Source organism: Citrobacter werkmanii, assembly GCF_008693645.1.
In the GTDB taxonomy this organism is placed as follows: domain Bacteria; phylum Pseudomonadota; class Gammaproteobacteria; order Enterobacterales; family Enterobacteriaceae; genus Citrobacter; species Citrobacter werkmanii.
On record NZ_CP044101.1, the window covers coordinates 3572822 to 3590110 of the forward strand.

The following is a 17289-nucleotide window of genomic DNA, read 5'->3' on the forward strand; positions in this document are numbered from 1 at the left end:
GTGTCATGTCAGACAACAAAACGATTAACCAGATCCCTCATGGTTACTGAGAGGTTATCCAGCCGCTGGCTGTCATTCGCGGCCTGAGAAACCAATGCCGCGTTTTGCTGTGTAACCTGCTCCATGGGTCTCAGCGCCAGGTTTATCTGGGAAACACCCTGCGATTGTTCCGTCGCTACCCGGGCGATATCGCCGATATATTGCTTCATACTGGTGGTATTATCCGCCGCCGCTTTTAGCGCGGTAGCTGATGCGGTAACCCGCTCAACGCCCTCGCTGATTTTTACCATATTCTGCGCCACCAGCTCACGGATCTGATTCGCTTCTTTAGCACAACGCTGTGAAAGGTTACGCACTTCACTGGCTACTACCGCAAACCCCCTTCCCATCTCTCCGGCGCGAGCCGCTTCAACAGCCGCATTCAGCGCCAGCAAATTCGTCTGAAAAGAAATATCATCAATTGAGGTAACAATATTTGAGATTTTCTCACTGGAGGAGCGAATATCCCCCATGCTCTGATTTGCCGCGCTGGCGACGTTACTGGCCTGGCGAACCTCTTTTTCCAATCTTATTGTCAGGAGCTCCGCTTCGCGGGCATTGTCCGCCGTTTGCGTAATCGTCGTTGAGAGCTGTTCCATACTGGCCACGGCTTCTACAATCGATGCGGCCTGTTCATCGGTGCGCTGGGCCAGATCCTGATTTCCCGCCGTAATACTACTGCTGGCATCGTACAGCACCAGAGAGCCTTGTTTAATCTCCTGCACGATGTGCTGAATATTTTCCAGCATCGTGTTATAGGCGCGATTGAGCGAAGAAAGCTCGTCTTTACCTGGTGTCGCCAGACGTTGAGTCAGATCGCCGTTCATACCCGCAATCTTGTTTAGCGTGTCGCTGAACTGACGGTGCATATTGAGTGCGATGGCCCCGGCGAACGCCAATGATGCCAGTAGCGCCAGCAGGCTCACGGCCATATATATCTGCCAGTTCTTACGCGCATCCTGCGCGAGTTTTATCGCACTTTCCCACAGAAGATTCGCTGCCACATTTTCAATCTGTCGCATCACTTCAATACGCTGGGTTTGTACTTTAAACCAGACGGTAGGATCGACGTCAAATCCACCATTCGCCGCATGACTAAACGCAGCTTCGCGTAATGAAAGCGCTTGGGTAGCGTCGGTGGATTGTAAGCGACTTTTGAGCATGGCGGCCTGTTCAGGTGGACTCAGGCGCAAAGATTGCGCCAGCCAGACATTCTGTTTACTGACCACATCGCTAAGCTGATGTAATTGTCCGTCGGCGAAATGACCAGAGGAAAAGATATTTGCCAGCAGCGCCCGCTCAATACCCGCTTGCTCCTTCAAATTCAGCAGGTTGTAGTAGGCTGCGAATGAATTCGCCATCTCGCCGGAATCCGTCAACGTCCCTAACCGGCCCACAAAATTCAGTACATCAGCAATAACGTTGGTATAAAACTTAACCACCTCAGAGGCTGGCAGACCCAATTGCGTCACCTTTTCCCGGAGTGTCACCAGTGACAGAATATTTTTCTTAAACGCGGCGACAGAGGTGGTGACATCCCCTGCCTGTAAGGCGGTATCGGACAGCGAATCCACAAATACCTCGATCTCGCGATCGGTTAAGGCCCGTTGTGCGTTTAGTTCATCTTTGAACGTCTTCCCTTCGGCCCCAAGAAACCCGACACTCATTCCACGCTCTTTTTGCAGTTCATGCACCACATTTCCGGCACTGCGCGCGAGGGCTGTCAGTTGGGCAATATTCTCCATCTGTCGTTCTGTTTCGATGCGCGTCCATATTCCTGAACCAGCAAACCAACATAACGCCAATAATAGTGGTTGCAGCGCGATTATTAACTTCATTTTCATCGGCATTCGATAAACCCACCACATGCCACTTACCTCCCTTATCCATATTTTCGTCATGGTTATCGGCGTGGTGTTGCTGCACTTTACATCTTTTCAAGAGATACATGGCTATTTATTTGGTTTAATATTGTTCAATATACCTCTATATAATTAGAACAAACAGGATAAACATCCATTTATATTACATTCCCAAATCTATATTTTATTATTTGAGAATATATAGCATGTTATATCTTATTCTAAGGAGGGTAATGATTAACTTGATGCTCAACGGCAGAAAGACACAAGATCGCTCCCACCGCGAGTGGCGCCCAAAGAGCTACCTGCAGAGCGCGCCTCATCTGGCTTCCCACCGAACCTTAAGGTTATAATCCTTACAACGATTTTATTGGATTAGAAGCGACGATGACAAAACTTACCCTACAGGAACAGATGCTTAAGGCCGGTCTGGTCAGCAGCAAAAAAATGGCAAAAGTGCAGAGAACGGCGAAAAAATCGCGCGTTCAGGCTCGTGAAGCCAGAGAGGCGGTGGAAGAGAATAAAAAAGCACAGGCCGAGCGTGATAAACAGCTCAGCGAGCAGCAAAAGCAGGCTGCGCTGTCTAAAGAGTATAAAGCGCAGATCAAACAACTTATAGAAATGAATAAAATCACCATTTCTCGTGGCGATATTGGTTACAACTTCACTGATAATAACCTAATCAAAAAAGTCTATGTTGATAAAGTGACCCAGTCGCAGTTAATCAAGGGCCGTCTGGCCATTGCGCGTCTGACGGCTGAAAGCAGCAGCGATAGCGAATATGCCATCATTCCGGCTGTCGTTGCCGATAAAATTGCCCAGCGCGATGCAAGCTATATTGTATTAAATTGCGAGCTTAGCCAGGAAGCGAAGGACGAGGACGATCCGTATGCTGATTTTGTCGTCCCTGATGATTTGATGTGGTAAGAAAAACAAACAGATAATTCAGACTTCCGTCGCGTATTTCGGTGAGCGCTCGCGCCGCCACCGAAATACTGTCAACGTCGCGTCTTCTGGAACCTCGCCACTAAAACTTATAGTGTTCTTTGCTCAGCCCGTATTTTCTCATGCGTAAATACAGTTTTTTACGCGGGATTTGTAAATACTCCGCCACTTCATTAATGCGTCCCTGATGAATATTTAACGCCTCGGTAATAATCTGTCGCTCGTACTCCTCCACCCGGCGATCGAGCGGCGTCGGTTCAGGCATATGCAGCTGCGGATTTGCGGTTTCAGCCAGCGGAAGCAGCCCAACGGCAAAAAGCTCAGCGGCGTTCGCCAGCTCCCGAACATTACTTAACCACACGCGGCGCCGCATGCCTTTCATGAGTTCCCCGTCAACGTCAGGTACCGGATGATTCAGGCGCAGACAGGCTTTCTGCAGATAATGGCGAAACAGGGGCTCAATATCATCGGGACGCTGTGATAAAGGCTGACAAGCGATTTGCGTCATCGCGAAACAGTAATAGAGTTCGGCCACAATCTGGTTAGTTGCCGCCAGTTCCACCAGCGATGTGGCGCCAATGCCGATTAAGCGAAAAGGACGCCGCTCCTGGCTTTGCAGGTGCACCAGTTGGTGCTGCTGTTCGCGCGTCAGGCATTCAATATGGCTCAGGACCAGCGTACCACCCTGCGCCTGGGCAATAAGGTCATTGAGTTGTCCCGCATTGCCTGGCGTCAATTCACCGCGGATAAACGGTTCCTCGGTGCTGCGCCCAAGCTGATGCAAATAACGGGCTCCCGTCATACGCCCCGTTCCCGCCTCGCCATAAAACCAGACGGCAATATCCGTTTCCGCCAACTGCTGCAGACGCTGGCGGTACTGATTGACCCATTCGCTGTAACCGATCAGCTCAACCTGCAGCTTTTGCTGACAATAGTGGCGACGCGCAATCACCGATTTTCGCTGACGCAGCGCATCTTCTACCAACAACAGCAGTTTGCCGGGGTCAACCGGTTTTTGCAGAAAATCCCATGCCCCTTTTTTCACCGCTTCCACGGCCATCGGGACGTCGCCATGGCCGGTGATCAACAGGATCGGCAGCTGATTATCATCCTGATGAAACAACGTCATGAGATCGATTCCATTGCAGCCAGGCATACACACGTCGCTCAGGACAATCCCCGGCCAGTCGGCCTGTAGCCAATTTCGGGCGTCAAAAGGGTTACTGCATGCGTATACACGATAACCCTCCTGTTCAAGCAACAGCGTGTAAGCGTCGAGAACATCGGCATCGTCATCAATCAGCAAAACAGCATATTCATCACACAACATCGTTTACATCCGTCAGATTAAATTGCAGCACGACGCAGGCATTGCGCCCCGGCGTCGAGGCCAGGCGCAGCTCGCCGTTCATTTGCGTCATTAACGATACACAAATCGATAAACCAATACCGAGACCCACATCCTTACTGGTGGTAAACGGCTTTAATAGTGATGGCAACAACGCGCCTGGCCAGCCGGGGCCGTTATCACAGACTAAGACGCACAATCGGTGGCCTTCAGCCTGCCAGTGAACCTCTATTTCCGCGGCAGTCGGACAAGCATCCAGCGCATTTGCCAGTATGTTTACCAGTACCTGCTGAATACGCACTTCATCACCAGCCACCCACACACTGTGAGCAGGAAGCGTCAGCGTGCCCTGCTGCTTATGGCGCATAGCCAGCAGTTCCCAGGCAGCAGTAAACGTTTGTCGTAGATCGACTGGATGTAAAGGCGCGCCCGGCTCAGCCCGACGCGCAAACTGACGCAGCGAACGGATAATGGCATCGATGCGGGTAATCAGCCCCTCCGCTTTGGTTAACGTGCTTCTGGCCTGAGCGGATTGCCCCTGCTCAATTGCCCTTCCCGCCGTAAACAGGTACATCGACAGCGCATTCAGCGGTTGATTAATTTCGTGTGCCAGAGTGGTCATGGTCTGGCCGACCACCGCCAGTTTAGCCGTCTGGATCAGCTCATCCTGCGTCGCCCGGAGATCGGACTCAATCTCCTTACGCTCCGCCACTTCCTGCTCAAGCTGATTTTTTTGCGCATTCAACTGGCCCAGGGTATGGCGCAGCAGACCCGCGATACGCCCCAATTCATCGCGCCCGTAAACCGGGATAGTGGCGTCCGTTCGCCCCAGACCGATTTGCACCACAGCCTGGTTGAGCGCGGTAAAACGCTTCACCAGCCGGGAACGAATGAAGTAGTGGTTAAGTCCCCAGGCGAGAAGGAGCGCCAGCAGCGTCGCCAACAGAATAAGTCCGCCGCTGACGCGAACAATTTGTTCCAGCCGCTGGTTAAACATCTGCATTTGCTGATGGCTACTTCCCAATTGCGCTTCAAGCAGTGTTCGAAAGCGCCCGAGCGTTGCCTCTCTGGCATGGTTGGCATCAATGAGCGCCTTTTGCGCAGCGACATAATCGCGCATCGTATCGGGCATTTTATTTTTCATCATCCCGATTTCCAGCAGTTCATCAATGGTTTGCCGCAGGGTGATGGTACTGGGCCAGTCATCGAGGGTACGGATGTTTTCATCGGCGGTTTTCTTCAGATTCTCCAGGTAGCGGATATGGTTCTCCACCAGCATCCCGTCGTCGCTGCCCGATTTCAGTTCATTAAGCCTGTCGCGTAAATCATCGACGATCTGATTTTCAATTCTTGCCAGGGTGTAAACCTGCTGCTGCTCGTTTTGCACCTCTCTGGCACGTTTGAGATACAGCGCCGCATCGCCACTTTTTGCCTCGATTTGATCCAACAACGTCCCCTGTTGCCAGGTAAAATCCTGCACCAGTGAATTCAGCTCGGTGTTAAAATCATCGTGTAGCCAGTCGATGCGTGCGGAGAGTTCACTCACTTTTTCACGCACGAGGAACATGTTGTAGAGCACCCGGTCCAGTTCCGCCATCAACGCCCGGCTGTCCTGCAAAATCACCGCCAGCTGCTGTTGCTCTGCGGGTTGTAGCCCCCGGCTCAGAGTCTCGATTTTATCCAGATGCGAAATTATCTGATTGCGCAGTTGCAGCCTCACCGTCGTGTTGGGGGCCAGCAGGAATTCATTAAGTTGATCCACAACCAGGTTAAGATTCCCTTCAATCAAAAAAGCGGAATGCACGCGCGGGAAGTAATCATCAAGCGAATAGCGTATCTGCGAGCTCTGCTCATGCCATGAGTACAAACTGACGCAGCTTACGCTCAACGTCAGTAGTGCGCCCGTCAGAAAGGCTCCCCGCAGGCTGCTGCTGATGTTGAGCTGCCGCAGGCGTTGCAGTATCGATCCACCTTTCATTTTAATTCTTCCAGTTTTGCTATCGCCTGACGTTGATTTTTAAGAAACCACAGTTGCCATTCCATCATCTGCTGTTCGGCAAAGCTTTTGTTATCGAACTGAGCAAGCCAGGCCTCATCTTCACTACGCCTGGCATCTATCGGGACGCTGGTCAGTAAGGCTCTGATTTCGGGTAACGGGCGTTTCAGGCGCGCTTCCGCACTGTATAGTGCTCGCCAGGCATCTTTCAGTTGTGCGAGACGAAAACTGATGGCGGTATCAAACATCCGTTGCACCAGCCGCTGCCGCTTAAGGATCAGCCGATAATTAAGCGCAGGCTGATTCATCAACATAGCCTGTTGAGCGGCCCGTGGGTTATCTGGCGCGAGCTGGGTAACCGGATATTTTCCCGTATTCGCATCCGCAAGGATCCGCTGTCCTTCCGGACTTAATAAGTAGCGGATAAAACGACGCGCTTCACTGGCGTGCTGGCTGTTCTTGAGAACGGCGACATAGGTTGGCGACACTGCGGAGCGAGGAAAATAGGTAAAGGCCAGATGCGGATCGTTGAGCAACAGGTTGGCATAGTTATCAATGACCGGCCCGGCAACGCCAAGACCGCTCTTAATTTTGTCGGCGACGCCAAAACTGCGTGATGAAATCGTCACCAGATTACCCGCGCTCGCTAACAGCGTCGCCCAGCCCTCTTCCCACCCTTTTTGCTGCAACAGCGACTCAACCATCAGATGGTTGGTATCAGAACGTGACGGACTACTCATCAACAACGCATTCTGGTATTTCGGCTGCGTTAAATCCGCCCAGTCAGCGGGAGGAGAAAGGTGTCGCGCCGCCAGCGCGGAACGGTTAATTAGCAGGCCAAAACCGGATATCGCCACCGCCACAGAGGTAGAACGAATAGACTCAGGCACCAGCCTCTGGCTTTCCGGCAGCGCATTATCAAAGGGCGCCAGCTTCTGATGCTCCTGAAGATGCTGTAACAGCATGGGCGATGAGGTCAAAATGAGATCAACGTTTTCCGCATTCGCGGTATCAAGCAGTTGTTCCAGCGAGCTGCTGGTCCGGTTTAACGTGCGAATCATCACCGATCCCGGCTGCGTCTGCCAGCGCTGGATAATCCAGGCCGTGGCACCGGGAGAAAAGGTTGTGGCCATCACCAGCTCTTTACTCAACGCCTGGCGACTCGCCAACAGCGACATGAAACAGAGCAAGATTGCCCAAAAACGCCGCCAACAGAAAAGTCTGTTTGTGATCCCGTTCATAAATACCAACATGTGCAAAAAATAATATTGAGACAAAACTTACCCGTTTATCACTACAGTCGAGAGAAATAAGGTTATTCGCAAGTTTACCAAACGGAAAGTGACTACATCAGCAAAGAATACCCGAAAATACAGTATGAATTTGTTAATATCCGCACATGCCAGCAATAAAAGTCCGCGCAAAAGAACAGAAATAAAATACCATTATTTAAAAAGAGTCAAAATCCGCCGCGCCACCCACAAAATGGGTCAATAATGACACATTTCATCGACTTGAGTTTCTCTCCTGCCTATTTCACTCTTCACCACGAAAACTCCTGATATTCACATCAATATAAATTTAGGTGATGATATGTTATCAATATTTAAGGCAGGGCCTGCGGCAAATAAAGTCCCGGCGGAGAAAGTCCAGGAAACTTATGGCCGCTATCGCATTCAGGCATTACTCAGCGTATTCCTGGGCTATCTTGCGTACTATATTGTGCGTAATAACTTCACGCTCTCAACGCCTTATCTGAAGGAGCATTTGGATCTCAGCGCCACGCAGATCGGTTTACTCAGCAGTTGCATGCTTATCGCCTATGGGATCAGTAAAGGCATTATGAGCAGCCTGGCAGACAAAGCCAGCCCCAAAGTCTTTATGGCATGCGGTTTGATTCTGTGCGCCATCGTCAACGTAGGTTTAGGGTTCAGTACCGGATTCTGGATTTTTGCCGCGCTGGTTGTCTTCAACGGCTTGTTCCAGGGGATGGGCGTCGGCCCTTCATTTATTACTATCGCCAACTGGTTTCCGCGTAAAGAACGTGGACGCGTTGGCGCATTCTGGAATATCTCACACAATGTCGGTGGTGGTATTGTTGCCCCGATCGTTGGTGCCGCCTTTGCCATTTTGGGAAGTGAACACTGGCAAAGCGCCAGCTATATTGTTCCGGCCGGCGTTGCCGTCCTGTTTGCATTTATCGTGCTGATGCTGGGGAAAGGTTCACCACGCCAGGAAGGTTTACCGGCTCTGGAACAAATGATGCCGGAAGAAAAAGTTGTATTAAATGCCCGACACGCTGTCCAGGCGCCAGAAAATATGAGCGCCTTCCAGATCTTCTGCACTTATGTCCTGCGTAATAAAAATGCCTGGTATGTTTCACTGGTAGATGTTTTTGTCTATATGGTACGTTTTGGCATGATTAGCTGGTTGCCAATTTATCTGTTAACCGAAAAACATTTCTCGAAAGAGGAAATGAGCGTCGCTTTTTTATTTTTCGAATGGGCGGCAATCCCTTCCACATTACTGGCGGGTTGGCTTACCGATAAACTGTTTAAAGGCCGTCGCATGCCATTGGCCATGATTTGTATGGCACTGATTTTCGTCTGTCTGATCGGCTACTGGAAAAGCGAATCGCTGTTGATGGTGACTATTTTTGCCGCCATCGTTGGCTGCCTGATTTATGTTCCTCAGTTCCTGGCCTCCGTTCAGACCATGGAAATCGTACCCAGCTTCGCAGTGGGTTCCGCAGTAGGATTGCGCGGATTTATGAGCTACATTTTTGGCGCGTCATTGGGCACCAGCCTGTTTGGCGTAATGGTCGACAAAATGGGATGGCATGGCGGTTTCTATCTGCTGATGGGGGGAATTGTCTGTTGCATCCTGTTCTGCTACCTCTCTCATCGCGGGGCGCTGGAACTTGAGCAACAGCGGAAAAATGCTCAGCAAGAAGAAGCATCACTCCAGTTGGCTGACGCCCGTTAATCGATTTCAGTCTCGCAAAAAGTGCCAGCGCAGCTGGCACTTCCCTACTCTCAGCTAAATAAAAAACAGCTAAACGTGAAAATTCATTTCCAATCGTAACACGCCGGATTATTGCCTACCGTCCCCCACCATAAAGCGAATGATCAAACCGCATGTTGGGGCAAGAAAAAGGAATAATCCGGTTACCATTTCGTTACCATTAGTCAACCGCATAGTAAAAACGTAAATTAAGGCGGTGAGTATGACCATGCCGATAAAAGCGCTTATTGACGCCGCAGCGCCCATTACCTGCCAGATGTAGCAACTGACGCTCAGAATACTCAATGCGAGAAAGGTCCAAAAATAGAGCATAGCGATACCTCCTGTTTGCCATAAAACTTTACGTAAGTCCTTACACTCCCTTGTTTTTATATTCTAAGATAATTTCCATCAGTTCGCAATTTAAGCAACATTTACGTTACAAAAATCACTCATCTGCTTACTATTTAGATATACACCTGGAGTTTATTTATTCATCATAAAAACAATGAATTATAAATAGTCTTTTTTTTGTTCTTAATCGCCCCCAAAATATTTACGAAACTTGAGTAATTATTTCTGGCTGACATTAATCTTCGGGTGTACATTGTGCGTCCGATCATTCATGCCCCTCGTGGTTTTGTCCTGACTCAGTTTTACACTCTTTGCAGGAACCAATGTCGTTTATGGCGGCCTAACGATCTGTGCAGAGTGTAACGCGCCAGACCCAGCGTCTTCGCGATACATCTATTTCGTATCAACAACAGGTGCTTATGTTTCCCCAATGTAAATTTTCACGCGCGTTTTTACATCCGCGCTATTGGCTCACGTGGTTTGGCGTCGGTGTGCTCTGGTTACTGGTACAACTTCCCTATCCCGTATTATGTTTTCTTGGTACCCGTACAGGAACACTGGCTCGTCCATTTTTAAAGCGCCGTGAATCTATTGCACGTAAAAACCTCGAACTCTGTTTCCCCAATCTGTCGCAGGAAGAGAGAGACAAACTGGTCGATGAGAACTTCCGTTCACTCGGCATGGGACTGCTTGAAACAGGTATGGCCTGGTTCTGGCCGGATCACCGCGTTCGCAAATGGTTTGATGTAGAAGGGTTGGACAACCTGAAACGCGCCCAGATGGAAGACCGTGGCGTGATGGTCGTAGGCGTACACTTTATGTCGCTCGAATTAGGTGGCCGCGTAATGGGGCTGTGCCAGCCGATGATGGCAACCTATCGCCCGCACAACAATAAGTTGATGGAGTGGATCCAAACCCGCGGTCGTATGCGTTCCAACAAAGCCATGATCGGCAGAAATAATCTGCGTGGCATTGTCGGCGCCCTGAAAAAAGGGGAAGCGGTATGGTTTGCTCCCGATCAGGACTACGGCCGTAAAGGAAGCTCGTTCGCGCCTTTCTTCGCCGTTAAAAACGTGGCAACCACCAATGGTACTTACGTGCTGTCACGCCTGTCGGGCGCAGCGATGCTGACCGTAACCATGGTGAGAAAAGCAGATAACTCAGGTTACCGCCTGTTTATCACACCACAAATGGAAGGTTACCCGGCAGATGAAAGCCAGGCTGCGGCTTATATGAATAAAATTATCGAAAAAGAGATCATGCGCGCGCCCGAGCAGTATCTCTGGATCCACCGTCGCTTCAAAACCCGCCCCATGGGTGAAGCCTCGTTATATATCTAAAAAGAAAGGCCTTACGGCCTTTCTTTTTGACTGTGGCTGAATTACTTAACGCCCCACTCGTTCTGTAGTTCAATCATGCGCTCATTGTAGTTACGAGCAATACAGGCTGGTTTATCCTGCTCTTTCCAGCACTCGTTTCGTCCTTTAACCCAGCCGCGCTGCTCCGCTTTCAGCGTTGGGTTATTTTTCGATTTAACCAACGCCTGTTTGTAGACCCCGTTCAACTTAACATCCAGCGCGGAGAGTGATGGGCTCTGGCAAATAACCTCTTCAATACTTCCCTTTGCCACCGCTGAGCAGGAGAAAGAAGGACCGCTGTGGGGCGATTTTTCCCCCGGGGCGTAGTCATTATTGTCTTCAGGCTGACAAATTCCGTGCTTACGATTTGGCCCTGACCATGAAACTTCCGGGTTACCGTCATCTTTACGGGAGATGGAAAGCGTATTTTTGCCGCTTTTGGCTTCCCAGTAGTTTTCATTGAAGCTCTTTACGGTCGCCTTGGCACCGTCAATCCAAACGTTACCTTTACCATCACTATTCACACCACCAATACTTGCGCAGCTGAAATTAAACGCCAACGGTGAGGCCGCCATCGACGTCACTGGCGTAAGAACGAGTGCTAACATCATTAATCTGGTCATTTTTAACCTTTTCATTATTGAATTCCGCGAAAAATTAACCGCATTCATACTATGGTGATATGAGAATTCTCCGACTAATCATTACGTCGCTCAATAGCAATTTATTACCGGCAGAAATTAAACTGTCGCCGAATCACGACACTTGTAAGTTATTAAAATTAAATAGAAAAATGCCTCTTGTCTCACCTCATTTTTAGGCGTACATTAGCGCCGTCTGGAGCACTAAAGCTCAGAATTCTGAGGTGATGCCGCCAGGCAAACGAGGGATATTCTCCATTTCGTTTGCGCGTGCATCAGCTCTCTGTCAGGTAAGCATATGTTCATTCAGACGTACCCAGGTACGCGGAGAGATGAAAAGTGAAATATTTCTTTATGGGCATTTCTTTTATGGTCATCGTTTGGGCCGGTACGTTCGCCCTGATGATCTAAATAAAAGACGCAGCAAAAAAACAGGAGCCATCAGGCTCCTGTTTGCATTTGGGGATTTCACGATCGGTTAATCGGTACTTTCAATAGCCGATTTCGCACTGGCAGGCAGTAAGCCATCTGCGCGGAACATCGCTTTGATGCCGCGGATCGCCTGGCGGGTACGGTCACGGTTTTCAATTAAGGCAAAACGCACGTGCGTATCGCCATAATCACCAAAGCCAATCCCCGGCGAAACGCATACTTTCGCTTCGTTAAGCAGTTTCTTGGCAAACTCAAGTGACCCCATCGCGGCATATTGCTCAGGAATTTTCGCCCAAACGTACATTGAGGCCTTTGGCATCTCAACCATCCAACCGGCCTCATGCAGTCCTTTAACCAGCACATCGCGACGGCGTTTATACTGCTCGGCAATATCCCGTACGCATTGCTGATCGCCTTCCAGCGCCGCGATTGCCGCAACCTGCAACGGTGTAAACGTCCCGTAATCGTGATAACTCTTGATGCGCGCCAGCGCGTTGACCAGCGTTTTATTGCCAACCATAAAACCGATACGCCAGCCCGCCATGTTGTAGCTTTTCGACAGGGTGAAAAATTCAACCGCGACATCACGAGCGCCAGGTACTTGCATAATCGATGGCGCTTTCCAGCCATCGTAAACGATATCGGCATAGGCGAGATCGTGAACCACCAGCACGTCATAGCGTTTAGCCAGCGCGACGACTTTTTCGAAAAATTCCAGCTCGACGCATTGTGCTGTCGGGTTGGACGGGAAACCTAAGATCATCATCTTCGGTTTCGGGTAGCTTTCACGGATCGCGCGCTCCAGCTCATTAAAGAAATCGACACCTTCAACCAGCGGCACTGACCGTACCTGCGCCCCGGCAATCACCGCGCCATAAATATGGATCGGATAGCTCGGGTTGGGTACGAGAACCGTATCACCATGATCGAGCGTTGCCAGCATCAGGTGCGCCAGTCCCTCTTTGGAACCAATAGTCACAATCGCTTCGGATTCGGGATCAATTTCAACGTCATAGCGTTCCTGATACCAGCGGGAAATCGCCCGACGCAGACGCGGAATGCCGCGAGACGTGGAATAGCCATGCGTGTCCGGGCGCTGCGCCACGGTACACAGTTTTTCAACAATGTGAGGAGGTGTGGCCCCATCCGGGTTCCCCATACTGAAATCGATAATATCTTCGCCGCGCCGACGCGCAGCCATCTTCAGTTCAGCGGTAATGTTAAAAACGTAAGGGGGAAGGCGATCAATACGCGTAAAGCGACGTTCAGGGCGGGAGTCAGCCATAATATCCTCAGATTAACGTTAGCGCCCGGACCGTCCGAGCGACGCTGCCACGATGGTGGCACGTTTAGAAAATAGCCTGAATAATTTCCTTCTGTCGAGAGGCAAAACAAAATATTTTTTTCGACACAAATGAGGAACAGGCAAAAAAAATGAGGAAATATTCATTTTCACACACCGCTAAAAATTACCATAATTTAACATTTTGTTGTTGAAAACATTACCTTGGTCTTTGCGCTTAGAAGACAGGTATTGTAAATACAACAACAATGCAACAATCCCCTTTTAATATTAAGGTTTTTCCTCATTAGCCGCAGGCTGCGCGGGCGCTGGTCATCCAGACTCAGGTTGCCTATCATAGAGGTTTAACCCCTGCGCAAGAGTCACCCGTGCACGAAATATTTAATATGCTGCTGGCGGTATTTGACCGGGCAGCGCTGATGCTGTTTTGTCTGTTTTTCCTGATTCGTATCCGCCTGTTTCGCGAACTGTTGCACAAGTCAGCTCACTCCCCGAAAGAGTTGCTCGCCGTCACCGCGATTTTCTCGATGTTTGCCCTGTTCAGTACCTGGTCCGGCGTACCGGTTGAAGGCTCACTGGTAAACGTACGTATTATCGCGGTCATGTCAGGGGGAATTTTGTTCGGTCCGTGGGTCGGCATCATTACGGGACTCATCGCCGGCACCCACCGCTACCTGATTGATATTGGCGGCGTAACCGCCCTACCCTGCTTTATTACCAGTATTCTGGCAGGCTGCATTGCCGGGTGGATCAACCGTAAGATCCCCAAAGCGCAACACTGGCGCGCAGGTATTTTAGGCGGAATGCTGTGCGAATCCCTGACCATGATCCTCGTCGTTGCCTGGGCGCCTACGACCGCGCTGGGGCTGGATATCGTCTCGAAAATCGGTATCCCGATGATCCTGGGCAGCGTCTGTATTGGTTTTATCGTCATGCTGGTTCAAAGCGTGGAGGGCGAGAAAGAAGCCAGCGCCGCGAAACAGGCCAAGCTGGCACTGGATATCGCCAACAAAACTCTGCCGCTTTTCCGTCACGTCAACAGCGAGTCGCTCCGCCAGGTGTGTGAAATTATTCGCCATGACATCCATGCAGACGCCGTCGCGATTACCAATACCCAGCACGTTCTGGCCTACGTTGGCGTGGGTGAACTGAATTACCGCGATAACGATGACTTCGTCAGCCCGACCACGCGACAGGCGATCAATTACGGAAAAATCATCATAAAAAACAATGATGAAGCACATCGGACACCGGAAATACACTCCATGCTGGTGATCCCGCTTTGGGAGAAAGGCGTTGTCACCGGCACGCTGAAGATCTACTACTGTCACGCTCACCAGATCACCTCCTCGCTACAGGAAATGGCCATCGGCCTGTCGCAAATTATCTCGACTCAGCTTGAGGTTTCTCGGGCGGAACAGCTACGCGAAATGGCAAATAAGGCAGAACTGCGGGCACTGCAGAGTAAAATAAATCCTCATTTCCTGTTTAACGCCCTGAACGCTATTTCGTCGTCGGTGCGACTTAACCCGGACACCGCGCGCCAGCTCATTTTTAATTTGTCGCGTTATCTTCGCTATAATATTGAATTAAAAGATGATGAGCAGATCGACATCAAGAAAGAGCTGTACCAAATCAAGGATTACATCGCCATCGAACAGGCCCGTTTTGGCGACAAGCTGACGGTTATTTATGATATTGATGAAGAGGTAAGCTGTTATATTCCCAGCCTGCTGATTCAGCCGCTTGTCGAGAACGCCATTGTTCATGGTATTCAACCCTGCAAAGGGAAAGGCGTGGTGACCATCAGCGTTGCAGAGTGCGGAAATCGGGTACGAATTGCCGTGCGGGACACCGGTCATGGGATCGATCCGAAAGTGATTGAGCGGGTCGAATCCAATGAAATGCCGGGTAATAAAATTGGTCTGTTGAATGTCCATCATCGCGTTAAGCTGCTCTATGGCGAAGGATTACTGATCCGCCGTCTGGAGCCGGGCACAGAGATTGCCTTTTATGTGCCTAATCAGCACTCGCCCGCAGCCGCACCGGCCACATTATTGCTTTAACCAGGAGTGAAGTCGTGAAAGTCATCATTGTCGAAGATGAATTCCTGGCCCAACAGGAACTAAGCTGGCTGATAAAAGAGCACAGCCAGATGGAGATTGTCGGCACATTTGACGACGGTCTTGACGTGCTGAAATATCTCCAGCACAACCGCGTTGACGCTATTTTTCTGGATATCAATATTCCCTCGCTGGATGGTGTACTGTTGGCGCAAAACATCAGCCAGTTCGCGCATAAGCCCTTTATTGTGTTTATTACCGCGTGGAAAGAGCACGCTGTTGAAGCTTTCGAGCTGGAAGCTTTTGACTATATTCTGAAACCGTATCAGGAATCGCGCATTGTCGGCATGCTGCAAAAGCTGGAGACCGCCTGGCAACAGCAGCAAGCGGGAACCTCGCCAGCCAGCCCGGTGATCCGGGAAAACGATACGATCAACCTGATCAAAGATGAGCGGATCATCGTAACCCCGATCAACGACATCTACTACGCTGAAGCCCATGAAAAGATGACCTTCGTCTATACCCGGCGCGAGTCGTATGTGATGCCAATGAACATCACCGAATTTTGCAGCAAACTGCCTGCTTCGCATTTCTTCCGCTGCCACCGCTCATTCTGTGTCAATTTGAATAAAATTCGCGAGATCGAACCCTGGTTTAACAACACCTACATTCTGCGCTTAAAAGACCTGGAATTTGAAATCCCGGTGAGTCGGAGTAAAGTGAAAGAGTTCAGACAGTTAATGCACTTATAGCGCAGAGAAAGAGCAATGAAAGAGCCAGGCCTGCCCGCCGACCAACAGTTTTTTGCCGATCTGTTCAGCGGCCTGGTGTTAAATCCGCAGCGTCTGGGGCGCGTATGGTTCGCTACGCCGCGAACCACATTACCGACCGGCAGTTTATGTATTGACCTGCCCCGCCTGGATATCGTGCTGCGCGGAGAGTACAGCAACTAACTGGAAAAGCAGCAGCACAGTCTGGCGGAAGGCGACATGTTGTTCATCCCGGCTAAAGCGGCGAATTTACCAGGCAACGATAAACCGGTGATGCTCTTGAGCCTGGTATTTTCTCCAGCCTGGCTGGGACTCTCTTTTTACGACAACCGAACCGCATCGCTGTTGCGTCCCGTACGTCGCATTGAGTTACCACATCCGCAGCGCGGTGAAGGCGAGGCGATGCTTACCGCATTGACCCATTTAAGCCGCTCACCTCAGGCCCAGGATATTATTCAACCGCTGGTGCTGAGTCTGCTGCACCTGTGCCGCAGCGTGGTAAACACCCGGCCTGATATAGCGCGCCCGCGTTCTGAATTTCTCTATCACAGCATATGTAATTGGGTCCAGGACAACTATGCCCAATCGCTGAGCCGGGAAAACGTAGCGCAGTTTTTTAATATCACGCCGAATCACTTATCTAAAATATTTACCCAGCATGGCACCATGGGATTTGTCGAGTACGTGCGGTGGGTGAGAATGGTGAAGGCGCGCATCATCTTACAGAAATATCATCTGTCGATTAGCGAAGTCGCACAGCGTTGCGGGTATCAGGACAGTGATTATTTTTGCCGCCTGTTCCGCCGTCAGTTTGGCCTGACGCCGGGCGAGTACGGCGCGCGTTTTCAGTCAGCACGTTGATTGAGACAACACCAACGCGTTAGTCATATCCACTTGTATCGTTGTAAAATAATGCCCCTTCGCACATAACGTGCAGGCTGACTCAACAAAGTGAATATTCGATGAAAAACAGACGTGCACTTTCCCTGATGTGTCTTCAGATGCTGGAATCAGGTGCGGATCGTCGGACCGTGAAAAGAGCGCTCACCGCCCGACGCGTAAAAGGTCGCCAGGCGGTAGTACTGCTCTGCAAACAAGAGATGACGTTATTAAGGGCCGGGAAACTGCCGATTCAACACACCATAAATTAATAATTTCTCTATCAGAAGCCTTTA

14 protein-coding genes and 1 pseudogene are annotated in these 17289 nt (G+C 50.3%); 8 read left to right on the forward strand and 7 right to left on the reverse strand.

All coding sequences use genetic code 11. The features are described from left to right. Nucleotides 1–8: 8 nt before the first annotated feature. Nucleotides 9–1907, reverse strand: a complete 1899-nt coding sequence (locus tag FOB24_RS17915) for a methyl-accepting chemotaxis protein (RefSeq protein ID WP_150345267.1) — start codon at nucleotides 1905–1907, stop codon at nucleotides 9–11. Between the two features lie 381 nt (nucleotides 1908–2288). Here FOB24_RS17915 and FOB24_RS17920 point away from each other — a divergent pair, with 381 nt between their 5' ends. Next, nucleotides 2289–2828, forward strand: coding sequence for a DUF2058 domain-containing protein (locus FOB24_RS17920; RefSeq protein WP_038642407.1), 540 nt, complete (start codon nucleotides 2289–2291; stop codon nucleotides 2826–2828). A 100-nt stretch (nucleotides 2829–2928) separates the two neighbouring features. Here the strand turns inward: FOB24_RS17920 and pgtA are convergent, their stop codons facing one another. The 3 genes from pgtA to pgtC are packed head-to-tail and all read right to left on the reverse strand — an operon-like array spanning nucleotide 2929 to nucleotide 7362. Beyond that, nucleotides 2929–4176, reverse strand: coding sequence for a two-component system response regulator PgtA (pgtA, locus tag FOB24_RS17925; RefSeq protein ID WP_150345268.1), 1248 nt, complete (start codon nucleotides 4174–4176; stop codon nucleotides 2929–2931). Beyond that, on the reverse strand, nucleotides 4166–6157 hold the full coding sequence (gene pgtB / locus FOB24_RS17930) for a two-component system sensor histidine kinase PgtB (RefSeq protein ID WP_190971859.1): 1992 nt from the start codon (nucleotides 6155–6157) through the stop codon (nucleotides 4166–4168). Before pgtB ends, pgtA begins: the two co-directional genes overlap by 11 nt. Before the next feature lie 11 nt (nucleotides 6158–6168). Next, the gene (gene pgtC / locus FOB24_RS17935) at nucleotides 6169–7362 is read right to left on the reverse strand and encodes a phosphoglycerate transport regulator PgtC (RefSeq protein ID WP_121530023.1); all 1194 of its coding nucleotides are present in this window, start codon (nucleotides 7360–7362) and stop codon (nucleotides 6169–6171) included. Nucleotides 7363–7783: 421 nt separating this feature from the next. Here pgtC and pgtP point away from each other — a divergent pair, with 421 nt between their 5' ends. After that, on the forward strand, nucleotides 7784–9175 hold the full coding sequence (gene pgtP / locus FOB24_RS17940; RefSeq protein WP_038642412.1) for a phosphoglycerate transporter PgtP: 1392 nt from the start codon (nucleotides 7784–7786) through the stop codon (nucleotides 9173–9175). Between the two features lie 108 nt (nucleotides 9176–9283). On the opposite strand, the gene FOB24_RS17945 is transcribed toward pgtP, so the two are convergent. Beyond that, entirely contained in the window at nucleotides 9284–9526 is a 243-nt protein-coding gene (locus tag FOB24_RS17945) for a DUF2545 family protein (RefSeq protein WP_038642414.1), read from the reverse strand. Nucleotides 9527–9966: 440 nt separating this feature from the next. Between FOB24_RS17945 and lpxP the strand changes: the two genes are divergently transcribed. Continuing rightward, nucleotides 9967–10887 carry a kdo(2)-lipid IV(A) palmitoleoyltransferase gene (gene lpxP, locus FOB24_RS17950; protein WP_038642416.1) on the forward strand — a complete coding sequence of 307 codons (921 nt, stop codon included), beginning with the start codon at nucleotides 9967–9969 and terminating at the stop codon, nucleotides 10885–10887. A 41-nt stretch (nucleotides 10888–10928) separates the two neighbouring features. Here the strand turns inward: lpxP and FOB24_RS17955 are convergent, their stop codons facing one another. Next, the gene (locus FOB24_RS17955; RefSeq protein ID WP_150345270.1) at nucleotides 10929–11543 is read right to left on the reverse strand and encodes a lysozyme inhibitor LprI family protein; all 615 of its coding nucleotides are present in this window, start codon (nucleotides 11541–11543) and stop codon (nucleotides 10929–10931) included. A gap of 342 nt (nucleotides 11544–11885) precedes the next feature. Here FOB24_RS17955 and ypdK point away from each other — a divergent pair, with 342 nt between their 5' ends. Further along, nucleotides 11886–11957 carry a membrane protein YpdK gene (gene ypdK / locus FOB24_RS17960; protein ID WP_010723117.1) on the forward strand — a complete coding sequence of 24 codons (72 nt, stop codon included), beginning with the start codon at nucleotides 11886–11888 and terminating at the stop codon, nucleotides 11955–11957. 67 nt (nucleotides 11958–12024) lie between these two features. Here the strand turns inward: ypdK and alaC are convergent, their stop codons facing one another. Then, nucleotides 12025–13263 carry an alanine transaminase gene (gene alaC / locus FOB24_RS17965; protein ID WP_042306985.1) on the reverse strand — a complete coding sequence of 413 codons (1239 nt, stop codon included), beginning with the start codon at nucleotides 13261–13263 and terminating at the stop codon, nucleotides 12025–12027. Between the two features lie 386 nt (nucleotides 13264–13649). Between alaC and FOB24_RS17970 the strand changes: the two genes are divergently transcribed. The 4 genes and pseudogenes from FOB24_RS17970 (at nucleotide 13650) to FOB24_RS17985 (ending at nucleotide 17265) form a co-directional block, all read left to right on the forward strand. After that, complete coding sequence (locus FOB24_RS17970) at nucleotides 13650–15347, forward strand: sensor histidine kinase (protein WP_071888159.1); 1698 nt, start codon at nucleotides 13650–13652, stop codon at nucleotides 15345–15347. 14 nt (nucleotides 15348–15361) lie between these two features. Next, nucleotides 15362–16096: a two-component system response regulator YpdB gene (ypdB, locus tag FOB24_RS17975; RefSeq protein ID WP_038642424.1), complete on the forward strand. Its 735-nt coding sequence runs from the start codon at nucleotides 15362–15364 to the stop codon at nucleotides 16094–16096. Between the two features lie 15 nt (nucleotides 16097–16111). Further along, nucleotides 16112–16975: pseudogene (locus FOB24_RS17980) on the forward strand (helix-turn-helix transcriptional regulator). A gap of 101 nt (nucleotides 16976–17076) precedes the next feature. Further along, entirely contained in the window at nucleotides 17077–17265 is a 189-nt protein-coding gene (locus tag FOB24_RS17985) for a hypothetical protein (protein WP_071888160.1), read from the forward strand. Nucleotides 17266–17289: the final 24 nt, after the last annotated feature.

Excerpts from the sequence above, each read along its gene's own strand:
- pgtP (WP_038642412.1), top strand. The coding sequence starts at position 7,784 with ATGTTATCAATATTTAAGGCAGGGCCTGCGGCAAATAAAGTCCCGGCG.
- FOB24_RS17955 (WP_150345270.1), bottom strand. The coding sequence starts at position 11,543 with ATGAAAAGGTTAAAAATGACCAGATTAATGATGTTAGCACTCGTTCTT.
- FOB24_RS17945 (WP_038642414.1), bottom strand. The coding sequence starts at position 9,526 with ATGCTCTATTTTTGGACCTTTCTCGCATTGAGTATTCTGAGCGTCAGT.
- alaC (WP_042306985.1), bottom strand. The coding sequence starts at position 13,263 with ATGGCTGACTCCCGCCCTGAACGTCGCTTTACGCGTATTGATCGCCTT.
- FOB24_RS17920 (WP_038642407.1), top strand. The coding sequence starts at position 2,289 with ATGACAAAACTTACCCTACAGGAACAGATGCTTAAGGCCGGTCTGGTC.
- FOB24_RS17985 (WP_071888160.1), top strand. The coding sequence starts at position 17,077 with ATGAAAAACAGACGTGCACTTTCCCTGATGTGTCTTCAGATGCTGGAA.
- pgtA (WP_150345268.1), bottom strand. The coding sequence starts at position 4,176 with ATGTTGTGTGATGAATATGCTGTTTTGCTGATTGATGACGATGCCGAT.
- FOB24_RS17915 (WP_150345267.1), bottom strand. The coding sequence starts at position 1,907 with ATGTGGTGGGTTTATCGAATGCCGATGAAAATGAAGTTAATAATCGCG.
- lpxP (WP_038642416.1), top strand. The coding sequence starts at position 9,967 with ATGTTTCCCCAATGTAAATTTTCACGCGCGTTTTTACATCCGCGCTAT.